Here is a 21,521-nt window from a genome sequence, read left to right as displayed (position 1 = left end):
GGGTGCTGACCCACCCCAGATCGATCCCATTCCCTGAGTAGAGTACGCACCGTGTCTTTTTTTGCATCCGTTGAAATGGCCCCCGGCGATCCGATTCTGGGCCTGACCGAAACTTTTGTGGCCGACGCTCGTCCGGGCAAGATCAATCTCGGCGTCGGTATCTATGTCGACGAACAGGGCCGTGTGCCGCTGCTGCGTTCAGTCTATGAGGTGGAGAAGGCGCTGGCCTCGGCGGCCAAGCCGCGCGGCTATCTGCCGATCGACGGTATGGCCGCGTACGACAAACTGACCCAGCAGCAGCTGTTCGGCGCGGGATCGCCGGTGCTGGAAGCCGGGCGCGTGGTCACCGCGCAGACTGTGGGCGGCAGCGGCGCGCTGCGCGTGGCGGCCGATTTGCTCAAGCAGGTTGGCGGCGCCAGCGGCAAAGTTGCCATCAGCAACCCGAGCTGGGGCAATCACCATGTGATTTTCCGCACCGCGGGTTTCGAACTGCTCGATTACCGCTATTACGACGACGCCAGCCACGGCCTGGATTTCGCCGGCATGCTGGAAGATCTGGGCAAGCTGGAGCCTGGCACGGTAGTGCTGCTGCACGCCTGCTGCCACAACCCGACCGGCGTGGACCTCGATGCGGCGCAGTGGGCGCAGACCATCGAGCTGCTGAAAGAGCGCAAGCTGCTGCCGTTCGTCGACCTGGCCTATCAGGGCTTCGACCAGGGTTTGGATGCAGATGCGACCGCCGTGCGCCTGCTGGCCGCCTCCGGCATCGAGGCGTTCGTGGTGGCCAATTCGTATTCCAAATCGTTCTCGCTCTACGGCGAGCGCGTGGGCGCGCTGTCGATGGTGGCGGCCAACCGCGACGAGGCGGCGCGCGTGCTGTCCAAGATCAAGCAGACCATTCGCGCGAATTACTCCAGCCCGTCGACCCACGGTGCGGCGCTGGTCGCCGGCGTGCTCGGCAGCGCCGAGCTGCGGGCGCAGTGGGAGCAGGAGCTGGGCGAGATGCGCGAGCGCATCCACGCGATGCGTGCCGGCATGGTCGAGCGGCTGGCCGCACACGGCGCCACGCAGTTCGCCTTTATCCAGAGCCAGGCCGGCATGTTTTCGTATTCCGGCCTGAGCAAGGCCCAGGTTCACCGCCTGCGCGACGAGTTCGCCATCTACGCGCTGGACAGCGGCCGCATCTGCGTGGCGGCGCTCAATCGCGACAATCTGGAAACCGTGGCCGCAGCGGTCGCTACCGTCAGCCGCTGAAGTCCCCGTTCGCCACCCGCCGGCGATCTTCGAGATCGCCCGGGTGGCGGTGCAGCCATTTCCGCCTTCGGGCGACCATCATTCGGATATCCATGTTTTTTCGCAATCTCACGCTGTTCCGTTTTTCCCCCGCCGTTGCCACCGATCTGAAGCGCCTTGACGAGGTGCTGGCCGAACACCGCCTGCGCCCCTGCGGGCCGATGGAAATGTTCACCAAAGGCTTCGTGCCGCCGGTTGGGCGCGGTGAGGAAGCGCCGCTGACCCACTCGGTGAAGCAGTGCACGCTGATGACCGTCGGCGGCGAGGACAAGCTGCTGCCCGCGCAGGTGATCAACGAAGAGCTCTCGCGCAAGGTGCAGAAAATCGCCGAGGAAGAAGGCCGCAAGGTTGGCGGCCGTGAGCGCAAGCGCATCAAGGAGGATCTGCTGAACGAGCTGCTGCCGCGCGCTTTCGTGCGCACTTCGCGCATGTCCAGCTATGTCGACATGAAAAACGGCTGGCTGGTGCTGGATACGTCCAGCCGCAAGTCCGCCGAGAACGCGCTGACCCAGATCCGTGAGGCGCTGGGCAGCTTTCCCGCCGTGCCGCTGGCGCCCGAAGAAGGCCCTCGCGTGCTGATGACCGACTGGCTGGCCAACGGCAATCTGCCGGCTGGCCTCACCCTCGGCGACGAATGCGAGCTGCGCGATCCGGCCACCGCCACGGGCGCCATCGCCAAGTGCCGCCGGCAGGATCTGGATGCCGAGGAAGTGAAGGAGCACCTGCGCAACGGCAAGCAGGTGTTTCTGCTCGGCCTGACCTTCGACGATCGCATCAGCTTCGTCCTGGGCGAAGACCTGATCATCCGCAAGCTGAAATTCCTCGACGTGGTGATGGACGAGCTGGGCGACAGCCAGCAGGACGCGCAGGCCGAAATGGACGCCAGCTTCGCCCTTTTGACGCTGGAACTGGAGCGTTTGCTGGGCAAACTCGAGGAGTGGTTTGGGCTGCCGCGCCCCGCTGATGGCTAAGAGCCTGTCCAGCATCTCCCCATGACCCGCGCTGAGCCGTGGCGATTGCCACGACTCAACCCTTCGGACCGGGCCGGTTTGCGCCCAGGCCGGCGTCATCACTCGGTCGTGTACCGACGTACACTTCCTCCTTCTTCCTTGTCCTGAACGCAAACCGCCACCGGCGCCGGCTACGAGGAAATGATGGACAGGCTCCAACAAGAAATCCGCCCCATTTGGACGGCTAAAGCGGCATACTGGCTGTCCGGTGTGCTCGCGCGATTGGCGAAAACATCTCCGCGACAAAAGCACGACGAGGCTCAAACGGGCAGCCGTATGGCGCAACATCTCGAAGGCGATTGGCTGGAACTGGCGACGGTCAGCGGTAACAGCATCATGGTGCTGAAGGCCGCCCACCCGCGCGCGCGGCGGCTGCGCCTCACCGTGACCCCTAAGGGTGCGCGGGTGTCGTATCCGTACGGCACGCATCCGGCCCAGGTCAATGCCTTTCTGCGCAGCCACGCGGAATGGCTGGAGAAAAAGCTCGCCGAGCTCAACCTCATCGTCGACCCGACTCCGCCGCTCCGGCTCGGTTACGCCACTGAGTTCCCCCTGCGCGGCGAAACGCTGACGCTGGACTGGGCCGAGGGCCCGTATCCGCGCATCGAGCCCAGCGTGACCGGCCTGACCCTGGTGATTCCGCGCCCGCATACGCGCGCGCTGCCGATCGCCCGTGGACTGCTGGCCTCCTATCTTGAAGGACAGATGCGCCGCGACGTCTCACGTTGGCTGGCCACCTACGTGCCCTTGCTCGGCCTGGCGCCGACCGCGCTGAAAATCCGTCCGATGAAAAGCCTGTGGGGCAGCCTGGATACGCGCGACCGTATCAACCTCGATCTGGCGCTGGCCCTGGCGCCATCGGCCGCGCTGCGCTACGTGCTGGTCCACGAGCTGTGCCACCTCAAGGTGCGCAACCACTCGGCGCGCTTCTGGGCGCAGGTGGCCAACCTCTACCCCGACTGGCAGGAGCAGCGCGACTGGCTGCGTGTCAACGGCGGCATGCTCAAGGCCGAACTCGATCGCCTGGTGGCCGACGTCGCCGACTGAGCCGGCCGTTGCTGCGTTTCCGCGGCACCGTTGCCTTCGATGCCCGTTCCGCGCACCATCCGCAACGAATGCCGCATGTCGGCCATGCCAGCAGGGACTGATCATGCAACCATCGATTACGACATTGGCCGCTGCGGCGTGGCTGCTGTTTCTGTTTTACTGGCTTTGGAGCGCGCGACGGGTTAAGAGTTCTGCCCGCGGCGAGCCGGTCTGGTCGCGTTTTTTCAAGTACTGGCTGCCGATCATCGTGAACCTGGCGCTGATGTTTCCGACCTCGCTGTACGAAGGCACCCTGCTGGGCACACGATTTATTCCCGACGTTTTGTGGGTGGCCGCGCTGGGTCTGCTGCTGGCCGTGGCCGGCCTGCTGTTCGCCTGCTGGGCGCGCGCCATCCTGGGCAGCAACTGGAGCGCGGTGGTGCAGGTCAAGCAGGACCACGAGCTGATCGAGCGCGGCCCCTACCGCTACGTGCGCCATCCGATCTACACGGGCCTGCTGCTGGCGCTGGTGGGTACGGCACTGCTGCTCGGCGAGTGGCGCGCCGTGCTGGGCTTCGTGATCATGTTCGTGTCGTTCTGGCGCAAGCTCAGGCTGGAGGAAACCTGGCTCAGCGAGTACTTCGGGCCGGCTTATGGCGAGTATATGCAGCGGGTCAAGGCGCTGATTCCCGGCGTGCTTTGAGCTTGCTCGGTACGAACGGACGCTCTGTTAAAGCGGCTGGAAGCCCGGTCAGGGCTTGCGCGTCTGCCGTACGTAGCGCGTGCCCAGCAGCACATCCCACAGCGGCGTGGTGACGCCGAAATTGCTGTCCGGGTGATAGTGATGCACGTGGTGCGAACCGGCCCAGCGCCGCATCAGCGGATGCTTGAAGCGAACGTGGTGAATGGTGAAGTGGCTCAGGCCGTAGGCGATATAGCCCAGGGTGACCGCGCCCATCATCAGAAAAGCGAAGCCGACCGGCAGGATCAGCACCAGCAGGCCCGTCAGAACGAACAGCACCGCGCCAGGGAGAAAAAAGGGCAGCGAGTCGTAGCCCAGCGGCTTTTCGTGGTGAAGCTGGTGGCCCTGGGCGAACAGCGGTATGCGCGTGTGGAACATCCAGCGATGGAAGAAGTACTCCACGAAACTGAAGGCGAACAGCCCCAGCACGATCGCCGCCAGCCCTTCCATCAGGCCGCCGGTCAGGTGACGCCAGCCTTCGAAGAAAAGCATCAGGGCCAATGTTCCGTCCACAACCACCTCGGCCCAGTAATTGGTCCGCGTGGAAGACATCCGCATGACCGCATCCACGAAGGAGCGCCACAGGGTTCGTCTTATCGGTGATGGCACCATGCCGTCTTCTTGCAAATACACACGCATGTCTCCGTATCGATAGTGTCATTGTCACATGTTGCTGTGCGCAAATCACAATGGCTGGCGATTTGCCGCTGATGCAAAGATAACCAGCACGACCTGACTGGAAGCGTGAATGCGGCCGCTATGAGCTGGCAGCCACTAGTGTGACAGCGCAAAACCCGTAAGGATCTGCGCCGTGGCCTCGGGCTTTTCCAGCATCGGAATATGGTTGCAGCCGTTGAGCGTGCTGCTGCTGATGGCCGCCGAATGGGTCAGACCGTCGCGCAGGCTGTCCAGCGCCGAGATATCGATAATCTTGTCGTCCCGGCACCACACGCCCAGCACCGGCATCGTGAGGTCGCCGAGCCGATTTTGCACGGCGAGATATTGCGAGGGTTCGCGCAGCTCCTTGAAATTCTGCTCGATGAACGCCCGATCGGCTTGATTGCGCTTGATCAGCACGTCGACAAAGCGGCCGGGCAGGTCCAGCGGTTTGTTCAGGGCCAGGGCAGTCATGCGCTCGAAGCCGGCGCGATCGTCGAAAATGAATGGGTCTTTGCCGGCCATGGCGTCGCGCGCAAACGCGTTCTCCTTGTATTGCAGGCCGAACGAATCGATCAGTGCCAGCTCGCTGACGTGGTCCGGGTGCTCGGCGGCATACACCCCCGCAATCGCCCCACCCAGCGAATGGCCGACCAGAATAACGCGCTGCAGCCGTAACGCCTGCACAAAGGCATCCAGTCGCGCCGCCTGGGCGTCGACGTTGTAGCTGGCGCCGACCACCCGCGTCGATTCTCCCCAGCCGGGCAGATCGGGGATGATCAGATGGAAGTGCGGCGTCAGCAGCTTGGCTACGTCCAGCCATACCTCCTTGCTGTCGCCCAGACCGTGCAGCAGCACGATGGTCTGACCCTGGCCGCCCTCGTAATACACCCACTTCGTGTCGCCGACCTGTACCGAATGCTTGTCCAGATTCGCCGCCATCGCCTGGCGCATGAAGTTCGCCTTCATCAGCCACTGCGGCGCAAACAGATAGCTGCCGCCCAGCACGACGATCAGAATGCCCGCAATCCACGCGAGAAACTTCAGCCGCCGCAGCAGCAGGCGCTTCCAGAGTGGGCGGGTGGTAGCGATCGGCTTAGTCGAGGGGGGAAGAGCCATGGCGGAATTCTTTGAAGTGTTTCAGTGAAGACAAGCGTGTCGGTGATATCTCTAGGCCGACGCGAGCATATATGCGCCGCCGTTTACTTTTTAGCAGGGCTCGCTTTTGCCAGGATTCCTTCTACTGCTTGCTGAGTCAGCGGGTGATAGCCAGCCTTGGCTTTCGCGTAAACCTGCTTGGCATAAGCGAGGCCCTCGGGCGTTTTCGCGAAGGCCTTGTACAGCGGCAGCGTGAGATAGAGACGGCCGATGCGGGTCATATGTTCGGCCGCGGCGGGCCATACGTCCTTGTCGCCGGCGACGATGGCATGCACATACCAGCGCATGCCGATTTCCGCGTTGGGCGTGCCGGTGAGGTGCCAGGCGTCGTCGAGCGCCTTGATCTTCACCAGCGCCGTGACATCGGGCAGGCGGTCGAGGAAGTACATCCACTCCTGTGTGTTCCAGCCTTTCGCGTCGAGCTTGTCGGCAGTGAGCTTGTCGGCGAGAAACGCCGCGCGCTCCGTGTCGATGGCGTAGAAGCGCGGCGAGTCGGGCAGCGGCGCGTCCTTGGGAATGCCGCTGCCGTAGACCCAGTCCTGCACCTCGGCCCAGCGCATCTTGCCCGGGTATTTGTCGATCAGATTGGGCTTCATATAGGCCAACATCTGCTCGGTAGTGATGCTCTGAAACGCGAAGTGGTCGAAGTAGCTGCGCAGGTAGGCATCGAAGTCGGCCCGGCCGAAGCGCTGCTCCAGCGTGCGCAGAAACCACGATCCCTTGTCGTAGGCGACGTCGGACAGCGCGTCGTCCGCGTCGACGCCGCGCAGGTCGGGGGTCAGCTTCTGCGCATTGGCAGGCATGCTGCCGATACTCTTTTCCAGCGCGCGCGCCGACAGCAGCGCCTCTTCGTCGGCCAGCGACTTGCCGTAGACGGCCTCGGTGATGCGCCCCTGTACGTAGGTGGTGAAGCCCTCATTGAGCCAGCCATCGCGCCAGGTGGCGTTGGTTACCAGATTGCCCGACCACGAATGCGCCAGCTCGTGCGAGATCACCGATGCCAGGCTCTTGTCGCCCACCACGATAGTCGGTGTGGCGAAGGTCATGTTGGCGTTTTCCATGCCGCCGAACGGGAACGACGGCGGCAGCACGATCAGGTCGTAGCGGCCCCAGCGATACGGGCCGTAGAGTCGCTCGGCCGTGGCGATCATCTTCTCGGTGTCCTCGAACTCGTGCGCCGCCTTGTGCACCATTGAGGGCTCGGCATACACGGCGCTGCGCGGGCCGGTCACTTCGGCGGCGATGTCGCCGGCAGCGATGGCCAGCAGGTAGGACGGAATCGGATGCGGCTGGTCGAACGTATAGTCGCCGTTGAGCGGGTGCTTGGCGTCGTTGAGCGCACTCATCACCACGCGCACGTCGCTGGGCGACGTGATATGGGCGTCGTACGTGATCCGGATCGCCGGCGAATCCTGGATCGGCACCCACGAGCGCGCGTTGATCGACTCGGACTGGGAAAACATGAAGGGCAGCTTTTTGCCCGCGGTCTGCGCCGGCGTCAGCCACTGCAGGCCGGACGCGTCGGGCGAGGTGGCGTAGACGATGCGTACCAGGGTCGGATGCGTCGGCGCGGCGATGGTGAGTTTGCTGCCGAGCGCCTTGTCGCGGGGCGCCAGCACATAGTTCAGCGGCGCCGTTTTGCCGTCGGCCGATACCGACGCAATCGAGGCGATTTTCAGATCCCGCGTGTCCAGCACCAGCGACGTCGCCTTCGGATTTTTCCAGTCCAGTTTCAGCGTCGCCTGACCGCTCAACGCACGCTGCGCAAAGTCGATCGTCAGATCGAGATCCAGATGCGTGACGCGAACCTGATCCGGCTGCGCGTAAGAGTAAGGTTCGGCCGCCATGGCAGCCAGCGGCAACGTAGAAACCGCAACGGCAAATAGGGAACGCAGACGCATGCAGACTCCGGAGAAAGTGAAATGCAAACGGAGAGTATGGCATTGCGGGTTTGCGAGGGCTTGTGCCGAAAGGTCCATTCAGGCGGACGAACTAGGCCGGCGCGGCGATAAAACCGGGTTGCGCTTCAACGCGCCTGATCCACGCAGAAAAATGCGGGTAGCACTTCAGCGGAACGCCGACGCTTTCGGCGCAGGTGCTGTAGGCAAACAGGGCCATGTCGGCGATGGTGTAGTCATCGCTAGCGATGAAGCGTCTCTTCCTCAGCTGATCGTCAACAACCTCCAGCGCACGCTGCGCGGTCTGGCGCATGTTTTGTATCAAGGGTGGCGACTGATTCGACCACTCGCCGGCATGCATCCAATAGCGCAGCGCGCCTATTTTCGACTCGATCTGTTCCTGCTCGAAGCTCAACCACTGCAGCACCTTAGCTCGGTCAAACGCGCTGGTCGGCATGTAGGGGCTGCCCTCAGCGAGATACACGAGAATCGCGTTCGATTCAGCCAGCGCGCGGCCGTCGGCAAGCTGGATTGCGGGCACCTTGCCGGTGGGGTTGATGCGCAGATATTCGGGGTGTCGCCCCTCACCTTTGAAAATATCCACGGTCACCGTTCGATGCTCTCGACCGAGATGGTGCAGCAACAGCCGTACCTTCCATGCGTTGCGCGACGGAAGGTAGTCGAACAAGGTAAGAGAGCTCATATGCCGTTTCTCTATTCCTCAGACATAACGATCCGCCAGCCGATCCGTCGCCCGCACCAGCTGATCGACAATCGCCGGTTCCGATGCGGCGTGTCCGGCCAGCACGATATGCAGTTCGGCTTCGGGCCACGCATCGGCGAGATCGCAGGCACTTTTGACGGGGCAGATGATGTCGTAGCGGCCGTGGATGATGGTGGCGGGAATGTGGCGGATGGTGTCGACGTTGCGCAGTAGCTGGTCCGGTTCGAACCAGCTGCCGTTGCGGAAGTAGTGGGCCTCGATGCACGCAAGGCTGAGGGCGACTTCGGGTGCGGCGAAGCCGGCTTCGGTTTCGGGGCTTTCGGCCAGGGTGATGCCGCCGCCTTCCCAAGCGCCCCACGCCTGCGCGGCGGCGAGCCGAACGGTTTCGTCGTCCGAGGTGAGCCGGCGCCAGTAGGCTTCCAGCATGTTGCCCCGCTCGTCGGCGGGAATGGCCGCGGCGTAGCGCTGCCATTTCTCCGGCAGGATCCACGAGGCGCCGCCCTCTTCGTAGTACCAGCGGATTTCCGCCGGGCGGCACAGAAAGATACCGCGCAGCACCAGACCCAGCACGCGCTCGGGATGCGTTTGCGCGTACACCAGCGCCAGCGTGGAACCCCACGAGCCGCCGAACACTACCCAGCGTTCGATGCCGAGCTTTTCGCGGATGGTTTCGATATCGGCGACGAGGTGCCAGGTGGTGTTGTCGGTGAGATCGGCAAACGGCGTCGATTGCCCCGCGCCGCGCTGGTCGAACAGCACGATGCGGTAGCGCGCCGGATCGAAGAAGCGCCGGTGATACGTAGCCAGCCCCGCGCCCGGACCGCCGTGCAGAAACACCACGGGCAGGCCATCGGGGTTGCCGCATTCCTCCACGCGCAGGGTATGCACGGCATCGACGGTCAGATGCTGCGTGCGGTAGGGCTCGATCTCTGGATACATCTCGCGCATGATCAACATTCCGCCTCGGTCAGGTCTTTTTCGCTGTCGCAAAGTTCAGGGCGGCGGTCAGATCGCCGGGCGCCGGTCCGCCGGCCGCCACCATCGCGTTTTCGCGCACCGTCAGGCCAGGTAGTTTTTCCAGTCCGAAACGGCGGGTGATGAAGCGCGCGATCGAGCCGGTATCGTAAATGGTGTGGTCGACGTAGCCGCGTTTGGCGAACGGCGACACCACGAGCGCGGGAATGCGCGTGCCCGGTCCCCAGCGATCGCCCTTGGGTGGAGCGACGTGGTCCCACCAGCCGCCGTTTTCGTCCACCGTAATCACCACCAGCATGTTCGGCCACTGTGGGCTCTTTTGCAGCGCGTCGACCACACGTGCGAGGTGGCGATCGCCGGCTTCGATATCGGAGGAGCCGGCGTGCATGTTGAGATTGCCCTGCGGCTTGTAGAACGTCACGGCAGGCAACTTGCCCGCGGCCACATCGACCAGGAAGCGATTGCCCGGTGCGGTTTCGCCCAACCCGCCGTCGCGCAGGTGCCGACGGCGCGCCTCGCTGCCGGGTGCCAGGCCGACAAAATAATTGAACGGCTGGTGATGCGGCTGGAAATTCGGCCGGTCCGGGTATTCGCCGAGCGGGCCGTCGCCGTGGCCGTCGAGCGCGGCCTGCCAGGCGCCGCCGTACCAGGCCCAGTCGACCGACTTCGCGGTGAGCATGTCGCCCAGATGCTTGTGTGTCTGCGGCGGGCAGGTGGCGGGATTGCTGGCGTCGGCAAGCGCCGGATTCGTCGGATCGATCTTGAAACTCGGTGAGTACGGCGGCCCCATCGTGTTCACCGCCCAGAAGTCCGGCGTCAGCATATTGGGCGTCACAAACTTGGCCTTGCCGTCCATCGCGCTGGTTGGGGAATCCTCGGCCAGCTTCAGCCGATGATCGGTGACGTCGCCGCTTTCGGTCACCGCGATGCGGGCCTTGGCCACGCTCCGATCCGCGTTCGGATAGAACGGCGGCTGCGCGGCAATCAGATACTGGTGATTGAGGAACGAGCCGCCAAACGCACCCATGAAAAAGTTGTCGCACAAGGTGTACTGCTCGGCCAGCCGCCACAGCCGAAGGTTGACCGAGCTGTCGCCGTAATGGCCCATCGGCATCGCGCCGCTGTCGCCCCAGGCGACGAAGCGATCGTTTTTCCCGCCGTTGATCTGCAGCTGGTTCTGATAAAACGCATGGACGAGATCGCGCGTCACCAGCCCGTGCGGCAGCGGTTCGCCGTCGGGCGTGTGCAGGGCGAACGGCGCGTTGGGCAGGCTGGTGATGTCGGCTTCGCCGATCTGATAGGCACGATGGTTGACGACCTGCTTGTGCGGCACCAGCCCCTGCCAGATCGGCGGCAGCGTCTGCAGCACTTCGTCGTTGCGATCGCGCTGCAGATAGTCCTGCGGCTTCAATGCGCCGAGCGGTTTTTCCAGTCCCGGGAAATCGGCGAACAGATTGTTGAAGCTGCGGTTTTCCGCGTAGAGCACCACGACGGTTTGGATATGCTCGCGAAGCAGGGCGTCCAGCGCATCGTCGGGCAGCGGATGCGGTGCCGTGGCGGTACGGTCGCCGGCCTTCGCTGCACCTGCGCCTGCGAGCGCCACGCCAGCGCCCGCCATGGCCAGCCCGCCAAGCAGACGGCGGCGTTGCGGGTTGGGCGGTGCCTCGTCGTTGGAAACGGGCGGTTTGTCGGTCGGTTTGTCAGTCATCGGATCGTTCGAGATGAAGCGGATTCAGGACTTCGGTACGGCCTCGTCGTAGAAGCGCGACAGGTCGGCCTTGACCTGCTTCAGCGCATTGACGTCGAAATAAATCATGTGGCCGGAAGGATAGAAACCGAATTCGATGTTCTTGCTGATCGACGGCTCCAGCCCGAGGTGGCCCAGATCGAACTGCGTCGCGTAAAACGGCGTGGCCAGATCGTAGTACCCGTTGGCCGAAAATACCTTCAGATGCGGGTTGCGACGCATGGCGCCGGCCAGGTCGGCACCCACGTACGGCGCCTGGGTGAAGCCGTGGCCTTCCGTACGTTTCCAGTCCCAGCCGCGGTTGATGACGCCGTAGTTGTTCGGTAGGTACGGATGCTCTTCGTTGAACTTCAGCTGCTCGCTCGCGTATTGATTGAACGCAGCGAGGTATGCTCCAGTGGCGGCATCGCTCGCGGCGTCGCCTTCGGGGTTTTCGCCTGCGGCGTCGGGATCGATACCGACAAAACGGCCGTCCAGACGGCCCACCGTCCGACGCTGATCGCGCAACAGCTCCTTGCGAAAGCGACTGGGATCGATGCGTAGATTGGCCTCCTTGATATACGCCGGCGACAGGCCGATGTACTGGCTCAACTGATTCGCCACACGGTCAGCCTCGGCCGACGTGATCGCGTCGCCCTTGGCCAGCGCCAGCGTGTAGTCGGTATTGGCGAACTGACGCACGCTGGCCAGAAAGCTGGCGATGTCGGCCGGCTTGTTGGGGACCTTGTCGTGATACCAGGCGATCGCCGCCTCGGTCGGCAGGTTGACGATAAAGGCATGGTCGTCGCCGGTGCTGGCCCAGACGTTGAAGTCGAGGATGGACGACATCAGCACCACGCCGTTGAACTCCATGCCCTGTTCCTGCAGCGTTTTTACCAGCACGGCCGAGCGCGTGGTGCCGTAACTTTCACCGAACAGGAATTTCGGCGAGTTCCAGCGATGGTTGGTGCTGACGTAGCGAGTGATGAATTTCGCGAACGCATCAGCGTCCTGATCGATGCCGTAGAAGTTCTTGCCCTCGGCGCCACCGACCAGCTGCGAATAGCCGGTGCCCGGTGCATCGATGAAAACCAGGTCGGTCTTGTCGAGCAGGCTGTCGTCGTTGGCGACGGTCTGATACGGCGGCGGCGGAATCGGCTGGTCGCCCTTGTTGGCCACGCGCACCGGGCCGAACGAACCCATGTGCAGCCACATGCTCGACGAGCCCGGGCCGCCGTTGTACATGAAGGTCACCGGGCGCTTGCTTGGCTTGCCGTCGTCCACGGTGTAAGCCACATAGAAAAAGCTGACCGTCGGCTTGTCCTTGTCGTCCTTGATCAGCAGCGTGCCGGCGGTGGCCTTGTAATTGATGGTGCGGCCGCCGATGCGCAGGCTGTGCTTGGTCATCACGCTGCGTTCGGGCGGGATGGGCAGTGCGTCTTTCTTGCTGTCCTTGTCGCTCTGCGCCTTGGCGTCCGCGGGCTTGTCGTCGTCGGCGTGCACGGCAGTGCCTAGCGTCAGCAGCAGCGCCAGGGCGAGCGGGGCGAGAATCTTTTTATGCATGGCGATCATTCCGTGTCGATGGGTTGCGATCAGTGCGCGGGCGCGGCGCGATCGTAAAAGCCCGTCAGGTCGCTCTTCAGCTGCTTCAGGGCATCGGTATTGAGATAGATCATGTGACCCGACGGGTAATACAGAAACTGCAGGTTACCGCGCAGCGTCGGGTCGAGATTCATGTGCGCCAGATCGTATTCGGTGATGAAGAACGGCGTAGCGAAATCGTAGTAGCCGTTGACCGAGAGCACTTTCAGGCCCGGGTTGGTGCGCATGGCGTGCGCCAGGTCGCCGGCCACGTAGGCCGTGGGCAGGGGGCGGCGCTGGTCGGCCGCCTTGTGCTTCCAGTCCCAATCCTTGCTGATGTCGCCGAAGGTGGGGCGATAGTCGAGGTCGCTGTGGTAGTTCAGCTGGCCGTCCAGATAGTCGTGGAATGCGCTGACGAAGGCGCCGCTGATGCCGCTGTCCGAGGCGTCGTAATCGGGGGTTTCGCCAGCCGCATCCGGGTCCATGCCGGTGAAGCGGCTGTCGTAGCGGCCCAGCGTCAGGCGCTGGTCGCGCAGCAGCTCCTTGCGAAAGCGACCGAGGTCGATGCGCAGGTTGGCCTCTTCGATGAACGGCACCGACAGCCCCGTGTACGCGGCGAGCTGACGCGCCACGGCGTCGCGCTGGTCGTCCGGCAGGTTCTGCCCCTGGGCCAGGGCCGCCGCGTACGGGCCGCGCGCGAACGTGCGCACCTGCTCGAGAAACGCCTTGAGATCGGCCGGCTTGTTGGCCAGCTTGTTGTGATACCAGGCCGCCGCCGCATAGCTGGGCAGATAGCCGATGTAGATTTCGTCATAGCCGGGCAGGCGGATGCCGTAGTTGAGGATCGACGACATCAGGATCACGCCGTTGAAACTCATGCCGGCATTCTGCAGCGCATCGACCAGCGCGGCCGAGCGCGTGGTGCCGTAGCTTTCGCCGTAGAGAAACTTCGGCGAGTTCCAGCGTTTGTTGATGCTCACATAGCGCTGGATGGCGCGGCTGAACGCGGAGATGTCTTGGTCGACGCCCCAGAAGTCCTTGCCGGTGGCCTTGCCCAGCGGGCGCGAGTAGCCGGTGCCCACCGCGTCGATGAAAACCAGGTCGGTCTTGTCTAGCAGGCTGTCGCGGTTGGGCACCAGATGATACGGCGCCGGCGCGGTGGCTTCGGGGCTGGCGGTTTCGATGCGCACCGGCGCGAACGAGCCCATGTGCAGCCAGACGCTCGACGAGCCGGGGCCGCCGTTGTACAGAAACGTCACCGGCCGCTTGTCGGCCTTGTTGCCGTCAACCGTGTAAGCCACATAGAACACGCTGGCCTGCGGCTGGCCCTTGTCGTCGCGGATGATCAGCGTGCCCGCCGTGGCCGTGTACTTGATCGAGTGCCCGCCGATGCTGGCACTGTGCTGCGTGCGCACGGCGCTTTCGGTGCTCGGTACCGCGGTTTCGTCGACCGCTTGCTTCTTGCTGGCGTCGGACTTGGTTGGCGCGGGTGCGTCGTCGGCATGGCTGGGGATGGTCGGCGCCAGCGCCAGTGCGCCAGCCAGTAGCAGTGAAATCAGGTAACGCATGAAGGCCCCGTCTCGATAAAGCGTCTTGGAAGTATGCGTGGGTGGTTGCCACGGCGACCGTGACAAAAGTACTGGTTGCATCGATCGGGCCGGATAAATGCGTCGCGTGCCGCGGCCTCACGAATTACGATGAGTGCCTGTCCAAGCGTGAGTCCCTCCTGTGAATTTTCTTCGATGACCGGCACCGAACGCCTCGACGGTCGTACGCTCGCCTGTATCGGCACCGCCTTGCTGACGTGGTCGTCGGCGTATGCATCGATCGCCTATGCGCTGCCCTCGTTCACGCCGGGCGAAGTGGCGCTGGCACGGCTGGGCATCGCATCGATCTGCTTTGCGCTGCTGCTGGTGATTCGGCGCGTGCCCCTGCCGGCTTGGCGCGACTGGCCGCAGCTGGCGCTGTTGGGGGTGATCGGGCTGACGGCGTATCACATCTGTCTCAACTACGCGGAAACGCGCATTGCCAGCGGCACGGCGTCGATTATGTTGTCGCTGATTCCGGCAGCGACGGTTGCGGTATCCGCCGTGTGGCTGCGAGAACGGCTGCCCGCGCGCACGCTCACTGGGTTGGGTATCGCCCTGCTCGGCGTGGTGCTGGTGGTGCTGGCCAGCGGCAATCAGGTGAAATTTCAGCCGATGGCCCTGCTGGCGCTGGTCAGCGTGATCGCCTCGGCGATTTATTTTGTCGGGCAGAAGCCGCTGTTCGCGCGCAACAGCATGCTGGGCGTCACCGCGTTCACGTTTTTTGCCGGCACGCTGGGCGCGCTGCCGTTCGGCTGGCAGCTGCCGCAGGCGCTGGCCGTGGCGCCGTGGTCGCGCATCGCAGCGCTTGTATGGCTTGGTGTGGCTCCCACCTTTATCGGCTACCTGGCGTGGAACGCGGCGCTACGCCGTACGTCGGCGTCGCAGGTCTCCAGCTTCATCTATTTCTCGCCGCCGATCGCGGTGCTGATCGGCATGCTGTGGCTGCACGAGCAGCCCGGCGCGCTGACGCTGGTGGGTGGACTCATCACTATTCTCGGCGTGGTGCTGGCCAATACCCGGCGGCGTATCGTTGCGGTAGTTGTGACGGAGCCGCAGTAAGCTCGAACTTTGGGCGGACCTCGATGGATCAGACAAGGATCAGACACATGCGCAGAACCGATTTGCCCCACGGCTTGTTTCGGCTCGGCTTCGCCTTTTCAGTCGTGCTTTTCGGCCTGGGGTTTGCGCCACGATCGATCGCAGCTGCGGATATCGCCGCAACGACGGCTTCCATCAGTGTCATCGTGAGCGGCGAGGTCGGCCATCCGCTTACGCTCGATGCAACGGCGCTGGCCAAGCTGCCGCGCGTTACCGTGCAGGGTAGCGATCACGGCGTCAGCGGCAGCTGGTCGGGGGTACCGCTGAGCGCGATTCTTTCGGCCGCCGGCTTGCCGCTGGGCGAAGCGTTGCGCGGTAAGAACATGGCGCTGTATGTGCGCATAAGTGCGGCCGACGGTTATCGCGTGGTGTATGCGCTGGCCGAGCTGGACCCGCAGTTTCGCAACGAACCGGTGATTCTGGCCGACCAGCACGACGGCAAGGCGCTCGGGGCGAAGGAAGGGCCTTTGCGCGTCATTGCTCCGACCGACCAGCGGCCGGCGCGATGGATACGCCAGGTGACGCGCATCGACGTGATGCGTGCGCCGGATGCGGTCGATCCATCGCGTTGAGGCAGTCCCGCGATCGCGCCGATCGATAGTCGATGATCAGCGCTCGAATGCTTTCGACATACGGCGGGCCTGCCGCCTTGCGACTGCCACCAGCACCAGCGCCACGGCGACGAAGGCCAGCAGTATCGCTACCGCGTTGATCAGCACCTGCAGATAGCCGAGCTTTGGTACATCGAGAAACGGATACGGGTACCAGCCGTTCAGCGCGCCGCGTGCCAGCGCATAGACGAAATAGGCGGTCGGATAGATCTGCCAGGCGCCGACCTGGCGCCAGCGCAACGGTGCCTTGGGTATGACCAGCCACCAGTGCAGCAAAAACAGCAGCGGCATGACGTCGTGCAACAGCACGTCCGCCAGCAGATGCCATCCCTGCGGATGCCACAGCTGGCGCAGCAGAAGGTTGTAGATGATGCTTACGATGACGATGCTCATCGCAGTCATCGAGTGGACGTCTGGACGTCCAAAGAATCGGCTTGTCGAACCGCGCGGGCCGAGCGCCGACGCGCTCAGCGCCAGGGCAACCAATATATTCGTGGTAATCGTGAAATAACCGATCCACTGCCACAGCGCGGCCGGCACGCTACGGTCGTGATCGATCGCGAGTTGAATCGTGAGAATCAGCTGCAGGATCAGCGCGTACCAGCCGAGCAGGGCGGCCGTCGTCGAAAACGCCGTGGTTCGGTTCGCCATCGGCGTCGGCTCAGAGCTTGTAAGCCCGGTGGATCGCCACGATACCGCCGCTGAGGTTGCGCACTTCCACGCGGCCGTAGCCGGCGCGCTCCATCATGCTCTTCAGGGTCTGCTGGTCGGGGTGCTTGCGAATCGACTCGGCCAGATACTGGTAGCTGTGGGCGTCGCCGGCAAACAGCTGGCCGAGCTTGGGCAGCACCTTGAACGAGTGGAAGTCGTAGAGCTTGCCGAACAGTTCGCTCTGCACCTTGGAAAATTCCAATACCAGCAGCCGACCGCCGGGCTTGAGCACGCGCAAGATGTCCGCCAGCGCCTTGTCCTTGTCGGTCACGTTGCGCAGGCCGAAGGCCATGGTCACCGCGTCGAACGAATTGTCGGGAAACGGCAGCGCCTCGGCGTTGAGCTGGGTCCAGCGCAGGCCGCTGACTAGGCCGCGATCGGTCAAACGGTCGCGGCCGACGCCGAGCATGGCGGCGTTGATATCGCCGACCACCACTTCACCGGTCTCGCCGATCACCGGCTTCAGCAGCGCGGCGATATCGCCGGTACCGCCGGCAAGATCCAGCACGCGATCACCGCGGCGCACGCCGCTGATGGCGACGAAATGGCGTTTCCACAACCGATGGATGCCGAACGACATCAGGTCGTTCATCAGATCGTAACTGCGCGCGACCGAGGTGAATACCTCGCCGACCAGTTTCTGCTTTTCGCCGACGGGTACGTCGCGGAAGCCGAAATGAGTGGTGGAATCGGTGCTGGGTTTGGGCTGCTCGTTCATGCCGGCAATGCTACAGGAATGGGGCGTGACGGGGCCTGTGTTGAAGGTCGCGTCGGGTGGCGGCTCGTGAAAGCCGTCGTGGCTGCATGTTGGGTTTCGCCTTTGTCTCAACCCAACCTACGAAGAAGTTTGGTCGTGGTGATGTTCGTGCTTGTGATGTTCGGTGGCTACGTGGCGATCGTGCAGGTCGGCGCTGGAAGCGTCGGTGAGTACGGGTTCGGCGGTCGGCCGGGCTCCGGCATCGACGGGGTCGGCGAGCAGCGCGGGCGAGACCGGCGCGGTGGCTTCTTCCTCGTCGTCGAGTTTGCTGCCGCTGGCCGCGTCTTTCTCGTTGCTGCCGGGGGTGATCTTGAGAATCGAGTGGCGCACTTCGCGCGACAGGATCACGCGCGCGTCGCGCACCATGCCTTCGAGCGCGACATCGTAATCGAGCTTGCCGGCGTCGTCGGTCCACACCACGCGGCGTTCGCGCAGCTTCTGGATGAAGCCGCGGAACAGCGCCTTGTCGAAGAACTCCGGTGAGGACAGTTCCTGCAGCAGGCTCAGCCGCTGTGCGGTCAACGTGCACGCGCTTTCCAGCTCGGCGCTGGTCAGCGTGTGCGGGCCATTCTTGGTCAGCGCCGCGATGGTGATGTAGTAACGCTCGAAGGCCTGGATCAGGCTGCGTGCGATCACCTTCAGCTGGAACGCGCCGTCGTCCTGACCGGCGCTGCGCTCGAGCACGCGACCGTCGCCGCTGGATTCGAGCAGGCCACGGCGCACGAAGAAATCGATGGTGTTCTGCAACTGCGCGCCAAAGCCATCGTCATCCCAAGGCAAGAACAGCTCGCCCTGGATGAACGGATAAATGATGCGGCCCAGTCGCAGCACCGACGCGCGCGACATGCGGCGGTTGTTGAGGAAGCAGCAGGCGACCCAGGCGGCCGCCGCGTTGAGGTGCAGCACGTTGTTGCGGAAGTAGCTGAGCATCGGCGCCTGCTCGGCGCTGACCGTCAGCACGTCGCCCAGCGGATGCTTCACGCGGGCGATCCAGCCCATCTGCTCGCCGTAGGCGATCATGCCAGCCGGGTTCATCGGCGTCATCGTGATGCGATCGGAGTACGGCAGCTCTTCCATCAGCGACTTGCTCAGCGCCAGCTGCTCCAGCAGGTCGCTTTCGGCCATCGCGTGCTTGGGCGTGGCCAGCAGAGCGAGCGCCAGCAGGTTGATCGGATTGATGTCGGCCGCGCGATTGACGTTGATCTGGATTTTTTCGGCCAGTGCGTCGACCACTTTGCGCAGCCAGTCCGGCTTGGCATCCGGGTCCAGCGTGGTCTCGCGCCAGTCGGCGCTGGCGGCGTCGAGCATCGGGTTCAGTTCGATCGGCTCGCCGAAGTTCAAGGCCACGTGGCCATAGCGCTGACGCAATACCTTGAGTCCGCGGATCAAGCCGATCAGCGACTCTTTTTCCTTTTTCTTGCCGCTGAGTTCGCCGGCGTACGACTTGCCTTCCATCAGCTTTTCGTAGCCGATGTAGACCGGCTGAAACAGCACAGGCCGGCGCGGCGCGCGCAAGAACGCACGCACGGTCATCGAGAGCAGGCCGGCGTGCGGTGTGAGCAGACGGCCGGTGCGCGAACGGCCGCCTTCGATGAAGTATTCGATCGGCACGCCGCGGTCGATCAGCTGCGCCATGTATTCCTTGAACACTACCGAGTACAGCGGGTTGCCGGTAAAGCTGCGCCGCATGAAGAACGCGCCGCCGCGGCGCAGGATCAGTCCGACGATCGGCAGGTCCAGATTCACGCCGGCGGCGATGTGCGGCACTACCACGCCCGAAACGTGCAGCTGGTAGGACATCAGTAGATAGTCGGCGTGGCTGCGGTGGCTAGGAACGTAGATCACCTCGAAGCCGGGCGCTGCGGCGCGCGCCTTGTCGAAGTGATGCATCGAGATGCCGTCGTACAGCTTGTTCCAGAAGTTGGACAGCAAGAATGACGCCGATCGCACGACCGGATGCGCGTAGTCGGCGGCGATTTCCATCACCATCTTCTGCGCTTTCTGCCAGGCCTTGGCGTGCGTGATCTTTTCCTTGGCCGCCGTGGCGGCAATTGCCGCGCGCACGGGTTCGGCATTGAGCACTGAGTCGACCACCGTGCGGCGATGCGACAGATCGGGGCCGATCACCGTGGCGCGGATGCGATGGAAATGCGTGCGCAATACGCGGGCGATCTTGCGGGTGAGGCGCTCCGGCGCGATCTGGCCGGCTTCGTCCATGACGCTGCGCAGCGAGATCGGCGCCGAAAAGGTCACCACCGTGTCGCGGCCATTGAGCAGCAACGCCAGCAGCCGGTGAAAGCGCCCGACCATGACCCAGTTTTCCGAGAACAGCACGCGGAACCAGCCGGAGTCGCGCGTCGGTGCGCGGCCGACGTAGATCGACACCGGAACAATCTGGATATCGCGGTCGGGCACGCCCTCCAGCGAGCGCACCAGCTGCGCCAGCGGTTCGTTGGGGCTGCCCTTTTGATGACGCCCGAAGATCCAGCCCTCGCGGCGCGTGAGCGCGAACACCGAACGCTTGCGCCGGGTGCCGGCGAGCGACTGCATCGGGTTGGGCAGGCCGGCCTCCAGGCAGGCGCGCTGAAGAATCAGTGCGTCGGACAGGCTGTCGCGTTCGATCACGTAGCAGACCGGCGCGCCAGCCTGCAGCAGAGCGGCAGGCTCGGCCGGGTCACGCCGGATGCGCACCCACGGCTGCAGCAGCTGACCGGCCAGGTGGAACCACCACGGGGCGCGTTGGCGAGCGGGATGATCCGCGCTGGACATAGTTTGCATCCGACTATTCTAACGGCTGCGCTGATTAGTCTTTTGTTGGCGCGCTGCCGGCACCTGCAGAGGCGGGCGCAAGGGCGCTTGTGCCGCTGGCCACCGGGCTGAATGGTGCACTGGTAGCCGCTACCGCCGGAGCCGATGCGGCGCTCGCGGGTTGGCTCAAACGCTGGTGAGCTTGCCGGACGTTGTCGACCATGTCCTCGCTGTACCAGCGGTTGTCCACCTGCACCAGCTTGGATTCGCTCGACAGCGGCTTGCCCAGCAGGGTGTAGTCGATCTTGACCCGCGCGTGGCCGTTGCTGTTTTCAAGCTCGGTTACCTTGATCGAATCCAGTGTGTCGTCCACCGACAGGCCATAGTTCACCAGCAGCTGTTTCAAGCCGGCGTAGCCGATCGCGTACTTGGTCATCGTGGTATCGAAATCCATCGCGCGCAGTTGATCGGCGCTTTTTAGATCCAGCTTGCGCGCGGTGTCCACCGCAATGCTCACCGTCTGCTTCGCCTTCGCCGCGTCGAACCACGGCGCCTGCTGCGCCCACGGCCCGAGCACATCAAGTGCGGCGTTGACCTGGGTCTTCTGCTCGGCGGTGACGCTTTTACTCTGCGCTACGGCGTTTTTCATCATCGCCTCGCCGACGCTGATCAGTACCGGAATCTGATCCTTATATTTCGATTCCATCATCGCCAGCTTCGGCTGCAGCTCGGCATACAGCTTGTTTTCGGCGTCCGGCCCGGTGAGCTGCTGCATGGTGTCGTTGAAGCGGGCGCGGTCCTGATCGGTAACCGGCGGCTGCATCTTCTGCTGGGTGGCCCAGTCGGTGCGCAAGGTTGCGTAGTCGGCCGGCGGTAGCGCGTGCTTCCACAGGCCGTTGAAATCGCCGCTCTTGATCAGCTCGACCGAACTTTGCACCGCCGATTCCGGAGTGCTGCCGCCAGGCTGCGACGGATCGTCCTTGCTGTGGCAGGCCGTCAGAGCCAGCGCCGCAAACAGCGGCAGCAAGGCGTAGCGAAGGGTCGGTACTCGCATGGTGACGTTTCTCGCAGGGAGCTGGGCCGAAGGGCGGCGCCGGATCGGTCAGGGTAGAGGCCGGCATGGTGCTGAGCAAGGGCGGCACGAAGGATTTTGCGGCATCACAAAAAGAAAACCCCGCGGACCGAAGTCTCGCAGGGAAATCCGGCAGAGCCGGAAG

Annotated in this window: 18 protein-coding genes; 6 read left to right on the top strand and 12 right to left on the bottom strand. The window is 63.8% G+C overall.

Annotated features, from left to right (window positions below):
• The first annotated feature begins 51 nt into the window (after positions 1-51).
• The 4 genes from HDE76_RS15305 (at position 52) to HDE76_RS15290 (ending at position 4,032) form a co-directional block, all read left to right on the top strand.
• The gene (locus HDE76_RS15305) at positions 52-1,254 is read left to right on the top strand and encodes an amino acid aminotransferase (protein WP_184508847.1); all 1,203 of its coding nucleotides are present in this window, start codon (positions 52-54) and stop codon (positions 1,252-1,254) included.
• Positions 1,255-1,346: 92 nt separating this feature from the next.
• Positions 1,347-2,264 carry a recombination-associated protein RdgC gene (locus tag HDE76_RS15300; protein ID WP_184508845.1) on the top strand — a complete coding sequence of 306 codons (918 nt, stop codon included), beginning with the start codon at positions 1,347-1,349 and terminating at the stop codon, positions 2,262-2,264.
• A 315-nt stretch (positions 2,265-2,579) separates the two neighbouring features.
• A complete protein-coding gene (locus HDE76_RS15295; protein ID WP_179478256.1) occupies positions 2,580-3,350 on the top strand; it encodes a SprT family zinc-dependent metalloprotease in 771 nt (256 codons plus the stop codon).
• A gap of 103 nt (positions 3,351-3,453) precedes the next feature.
• On the top strand, positions 3,454-4,032 hold the full coding sequence (locus HDE76_RS15290) for an isoprenylcysteine carboxylmethyltransferase family protein (RefSeq protein WP_184508842.1): 579 nt from the start codon (positions 3,454-3,456) through the stop codon (positions 4,030-4,032).
• A gap of 48 nt (positions 4,033-4,080) precedes the next feature.
• On the opposite strand, the gene HDE76_RS15285 is transcribed toward HDE76_RS15290, so the two are convergent.
• The 8 genes from HDE76_RS15285 to HDE76_RS15250 form a co-directional block, all read right to left on the bottom strand.
• Entirely contained in the window at positions 4,081-4,629 is a 549-nt protein-coding gene (locus tag HDE76_RS15285) for a sterol desaturase family protein (RefSeq protein ID WP_255457709.1), read from the bottom strand.
• Between the two features lie 216 nt (positions 4,630-4,845).
• Complete coding sequence (locus HDE76_RS15280) at positions 4,846-5,847, bottom strand: alpha/beta hydrolase (RefSeq protein ID WP_255481624.1); 1,002 nt, start codon at positions 5,845-5,847, stop codon at positions 4,846-4,848.
• Positions 5,848-5,930: 83 nt separating this feature from the next.
• A complete protein-coding gene (locus tag HDE76_RS15275; RefSeq protein WP_184508840.1) occupies positions 5,931-7,787 on the bottom strand; it encodes a M1 family metallopeptidase in 1,857 nt (618 codons plus the stop codon).
• A gap of 91 nt (positions 7,788-7,878) precedes the next feature.
• The gene (locus HDE76_RS15270) at positions 7,879-8,487 is read right to left on the bottom strand and encodes a glutathione S-transferase family protein (protein WP_184508838.1); all 609 of its coding nucleotides are present in this window, start codon (positions 8,485-8,487) and stop codon (positions 7,879-7,881) included.
• Between the two features lie 18 nt (positions 8,488-8,505).
• Positions 8,506-9,456, bottom strand: coding sequence for a prolyl aminopeptidase (gene pip / locus HDE76_RS15265; protein WP_184508836.1), 951 nt, complete (start codon positions 9,454-9,456; stop codon positions 8,506-8,508).
• Between the two features lie 19 nt (positions 9,457-9,475).
• Entirely contained in the window at positions 9,476-11,191 is a 1,716-nt protein-coding gene (gene acpA, locus HDE76_RS15260; protein WP_184508833.1) for an acid phosphatase, read from the bottom strand.
• A 24-nt stretch (positions 11,192-11,215) separates the two neighbouring features.
• Positions 11,216-12,772, bottom strand: a complete 1,557-nt coding sequence (locus tag HDE76_RS15255) for a peptidase S10 (protein WP_184508831.1) — start codon at positions 12,770-12,772, stop codon at positions 11,216-11,218.
• 29 nt (positions 12,773-12,801) lie between these two features.
• Entirely contained in the window at positions 12,802-14,358 is a 1,557-nt protein-coding gene (locus tag HDE76_RS15250) for a peptidase S10 (RefSeq protein ID WP_184508829.1), read from the bottom strand.
• A gap of 174 nt (positions 14,359-14,532) precedes the next feature.
• On the opposite strand from HDE76_RS15250, the gene HDE76_RS15245 reads away from it, so the two are divergent.
• Together HDE76_RS15245 and HDE76_RS15240 are read left to right on the top strand one after the other, a co-directional pair.
• The gene (locus HDE76_RS15245; RefSeq protein WP_179478232.1) at positions 14,533-15,438 is read left to right on the top strand and encodes a DMT family transporter; all 906 of its coding nucleotides are present in this window, start codon (positions 14,533-14,535) and stop codon (positions 15,436-15,438) included.
• A 47-nt stretch (positions 15,439-15,485) separates the two neighbouring features.
• The gene (locus tag HDE76_RS15240; RefSeq protein WP_184508827.1) at positions 15,486-16,049 is read left to right on the top strand and encodes a molybdopterin-dependent oxidoreductase; all 564 of its coding nucleotides are present in this window, start codon (positions 15,486-15,488) and stop codon (positions 16,047-16,049) included.
• Positions 16,050-16,085: 36 nt separating this feature from the next.
• On the opposite strand, the gene HDE76_RS15235 is transcribed toward HDE76_RS15240, so the two are convergent.
• The 4 genes from HDE76_RS15235 to HDE76_RS15220 all read right to left on the bottom strand — a co-directional run bounded on the left by HDE76_RS15235 (position 16,086) and on the right by HDE76_RS15220 (position 21,358).
• Positions 16,086-16,739, bottom strand: a complete 654-nt coding sequence (locus HDE76_RS15235) for a Pr6Pr family membrane protein (RefSeq protein WP_184508825.1) — start codon at positions 16,737-16,739, stop codon at positions 16,086-16,088.
• A gap of 10 nt (positions 16,740-16,749) precedes the next feature.
• Positions 16,750-17,517: a bifunctional demethylmenaquinone methyltransferase/2-methoxy-6-polyprenyl-1,4-benzoquinol methylase UbiE gene (gene ubiE, locus HDE76_RS15230; protein WP_184508823.1), complete on the bottom strand. Its 768-nt coding sequence runs from the start codon at positions 17,515-17,517 to the stop codon at positions 16,750-16,752.
• A gap of 117 nt (positions 17,518-17,634) precedes the next feature.
• A complete protein-coding gene (gene plsB, locus HDE76_RS15225) occupies positions 17,635-20,334 on the bottom strand; it encodes a glycerol-3-phosphate 1-O-acyltransferase PlsB (protein WP_184508821.1) in 2,700 nt (899 codons plus the stop codon).
• A 25-nt stretch (positions 20,335-20,359) separates the two neighbouring features.
• A complete protein-coding gene (locus HDE76_RS15220) occupies positions 20,360-21,358 on the bottom strand; it encodes a hypothetical protein (RefSeq protein ID WP_184508814.1) in 999 nt (332 codons plus the stop codon).
• Between the last annotated feature and the right edge of the window lie 163 nt (positions 21,359-21,521).

The sequence above is a fragment of the Rhodanobacter sp. ANJX3 genome, assembly GCF_014200755.1.
Taxonomy (GTDB): domain Bacteria; phylum Pseudomonadota; class Gammaproteobacteria; order Xanthomonadales; family Rhodanobacteraceae; genus Rhodanobacter.
This window is presented reverse-complemented; position numbering and strand designations above follow the sequence as displayed.

What these genes read in the sequence shown, in the direction of transcription:
- HDE76_RS15300 (WP_184508845.1), top strand. Translation starts at nt 1,347, where the DNA reads ATGTTTTTTCGCAATCTCACGCTGTTCCGTTTTTCCCCCGCCGTTGCC.
- HDE76_RS15295 (WP_179478256.1), top strand. Translation starts at nt 2,580, where the DNA reads ATGGCGCAACATCTCGAAGGCGATTGGCTGGAACTGGCGACGGTCAGC.
- HDE76_RS15290 (WP_184508842.1), top strand. Translation starts at nt 3,454, where the DNA reads ATGCAACCATCGATTACGACATTGGCCGCTGCGGCGTGGCTGCTGTTT.
- HDE76_RS15285 (WP_255457709.1), bottom strand. Translation starts at nt 4,629, where the DNA reads ATGCGGATGTCTTCCACGCGGACCAATTACTGGGCCGAGGTGGTTGTG.
- HDE76_RS15280 (WP_255481624.1), bottom strand. Translation starts at nt 5,847, where the DNA reads ATGGCTCTTCCCCCCTCGACTAAGCCGATCGCTACCACCCGCCCACTC.
- HDE76_RS15275 (WP_184508840.1), bottom strand. Translation starts at nt 7,787, where the DNA reads ATGCGTCTGCGTTCCCTATTTGCCGTTGCGGTTTCTACGTTGCCGCTG.
- HDE76_RS15270 (WP_184508838.1), bottom strand. Translation starts at nt 8,487, where the DNA reads ATGAGCTCTCTTACCTTGTTCGACTACCTTCCGTCGCGCAACGCATGG.
- pip (WP_184508836.1), bottom strand. Translation starts at nt 9,456, where the DNA reads ATGCGCGAGATGTATCCAGAGATCGAGCCCTACCGCACGCAGCATCTG.
- acpA (WP_184508833.1), bottom strand. Translation starts at nt 11,191, where the DNA reads ATGACTGACAAACCGACCGACAAACCGCCCGTTTCCAACGACGAGGCA.
- HDE76_RS15255 (WP_184508831.1), bottom strand. Translation starts at nt 12,772, where the DNA reads ATGCATAAAAAGATTCTCGCCCCGCTCGCCCTGGCGCTGCTGCTGACG.
- HDE76_RS15250 (WP_184508829.1), bottom strand. Translation starts at nt 14,358, where the DNA reads ATGCGTTACCTGATTTCACTGCTACTGGCTGGCGCACTGGCGCTGGCG.
- HDE76_RS15245 (WP_179478232.1), top strand. Translation starts at nt 14,533, where the DNA reads ATGACCGGCACCGAACGCCTCGACGGTCGTACGCTCGCCTGTATCGGC.
- HDE76_RS15240 (WP_184508827.1), top strand. Translation starts at nt 15,486, where the DNA reads ATGCGCAGAACCGATTTGCCCCACGGCTTGTTTCGGCTCGGCTTCGCC.
- HDE76_RS15235 (WP_184508825.1), bottom strand. Translation starts at nt 16,739, where the DNA reads ATGGCGAACCGAACCACGGCGTTTTCGACGACGGCCGCCCTGCTCGGC.
- ubiE (WP_184508823.1), bottom strand. Translation starts at nt 17,517, where the DNA reads ATGAACGAGCAGCCCAAACCCAGCACCGATTCCACCACTCATTTCGGC.
- plsB (WP_184508821.1), bottom strand. Translation starts at nt 20,334, where the DNA reads ATGCAAACTATGTCCAGCGCGGATCATCCCGCTCGCCAACGCGCCCCG.
- HDE76_RS15220 (WP_184508814.1), bottom strand. Translation starts at nt 21,358, where the DNA reads ATGCGAGTACCGACCCTTCGCTACGCCTTGCTGCCGCTGTTTGCGGCG.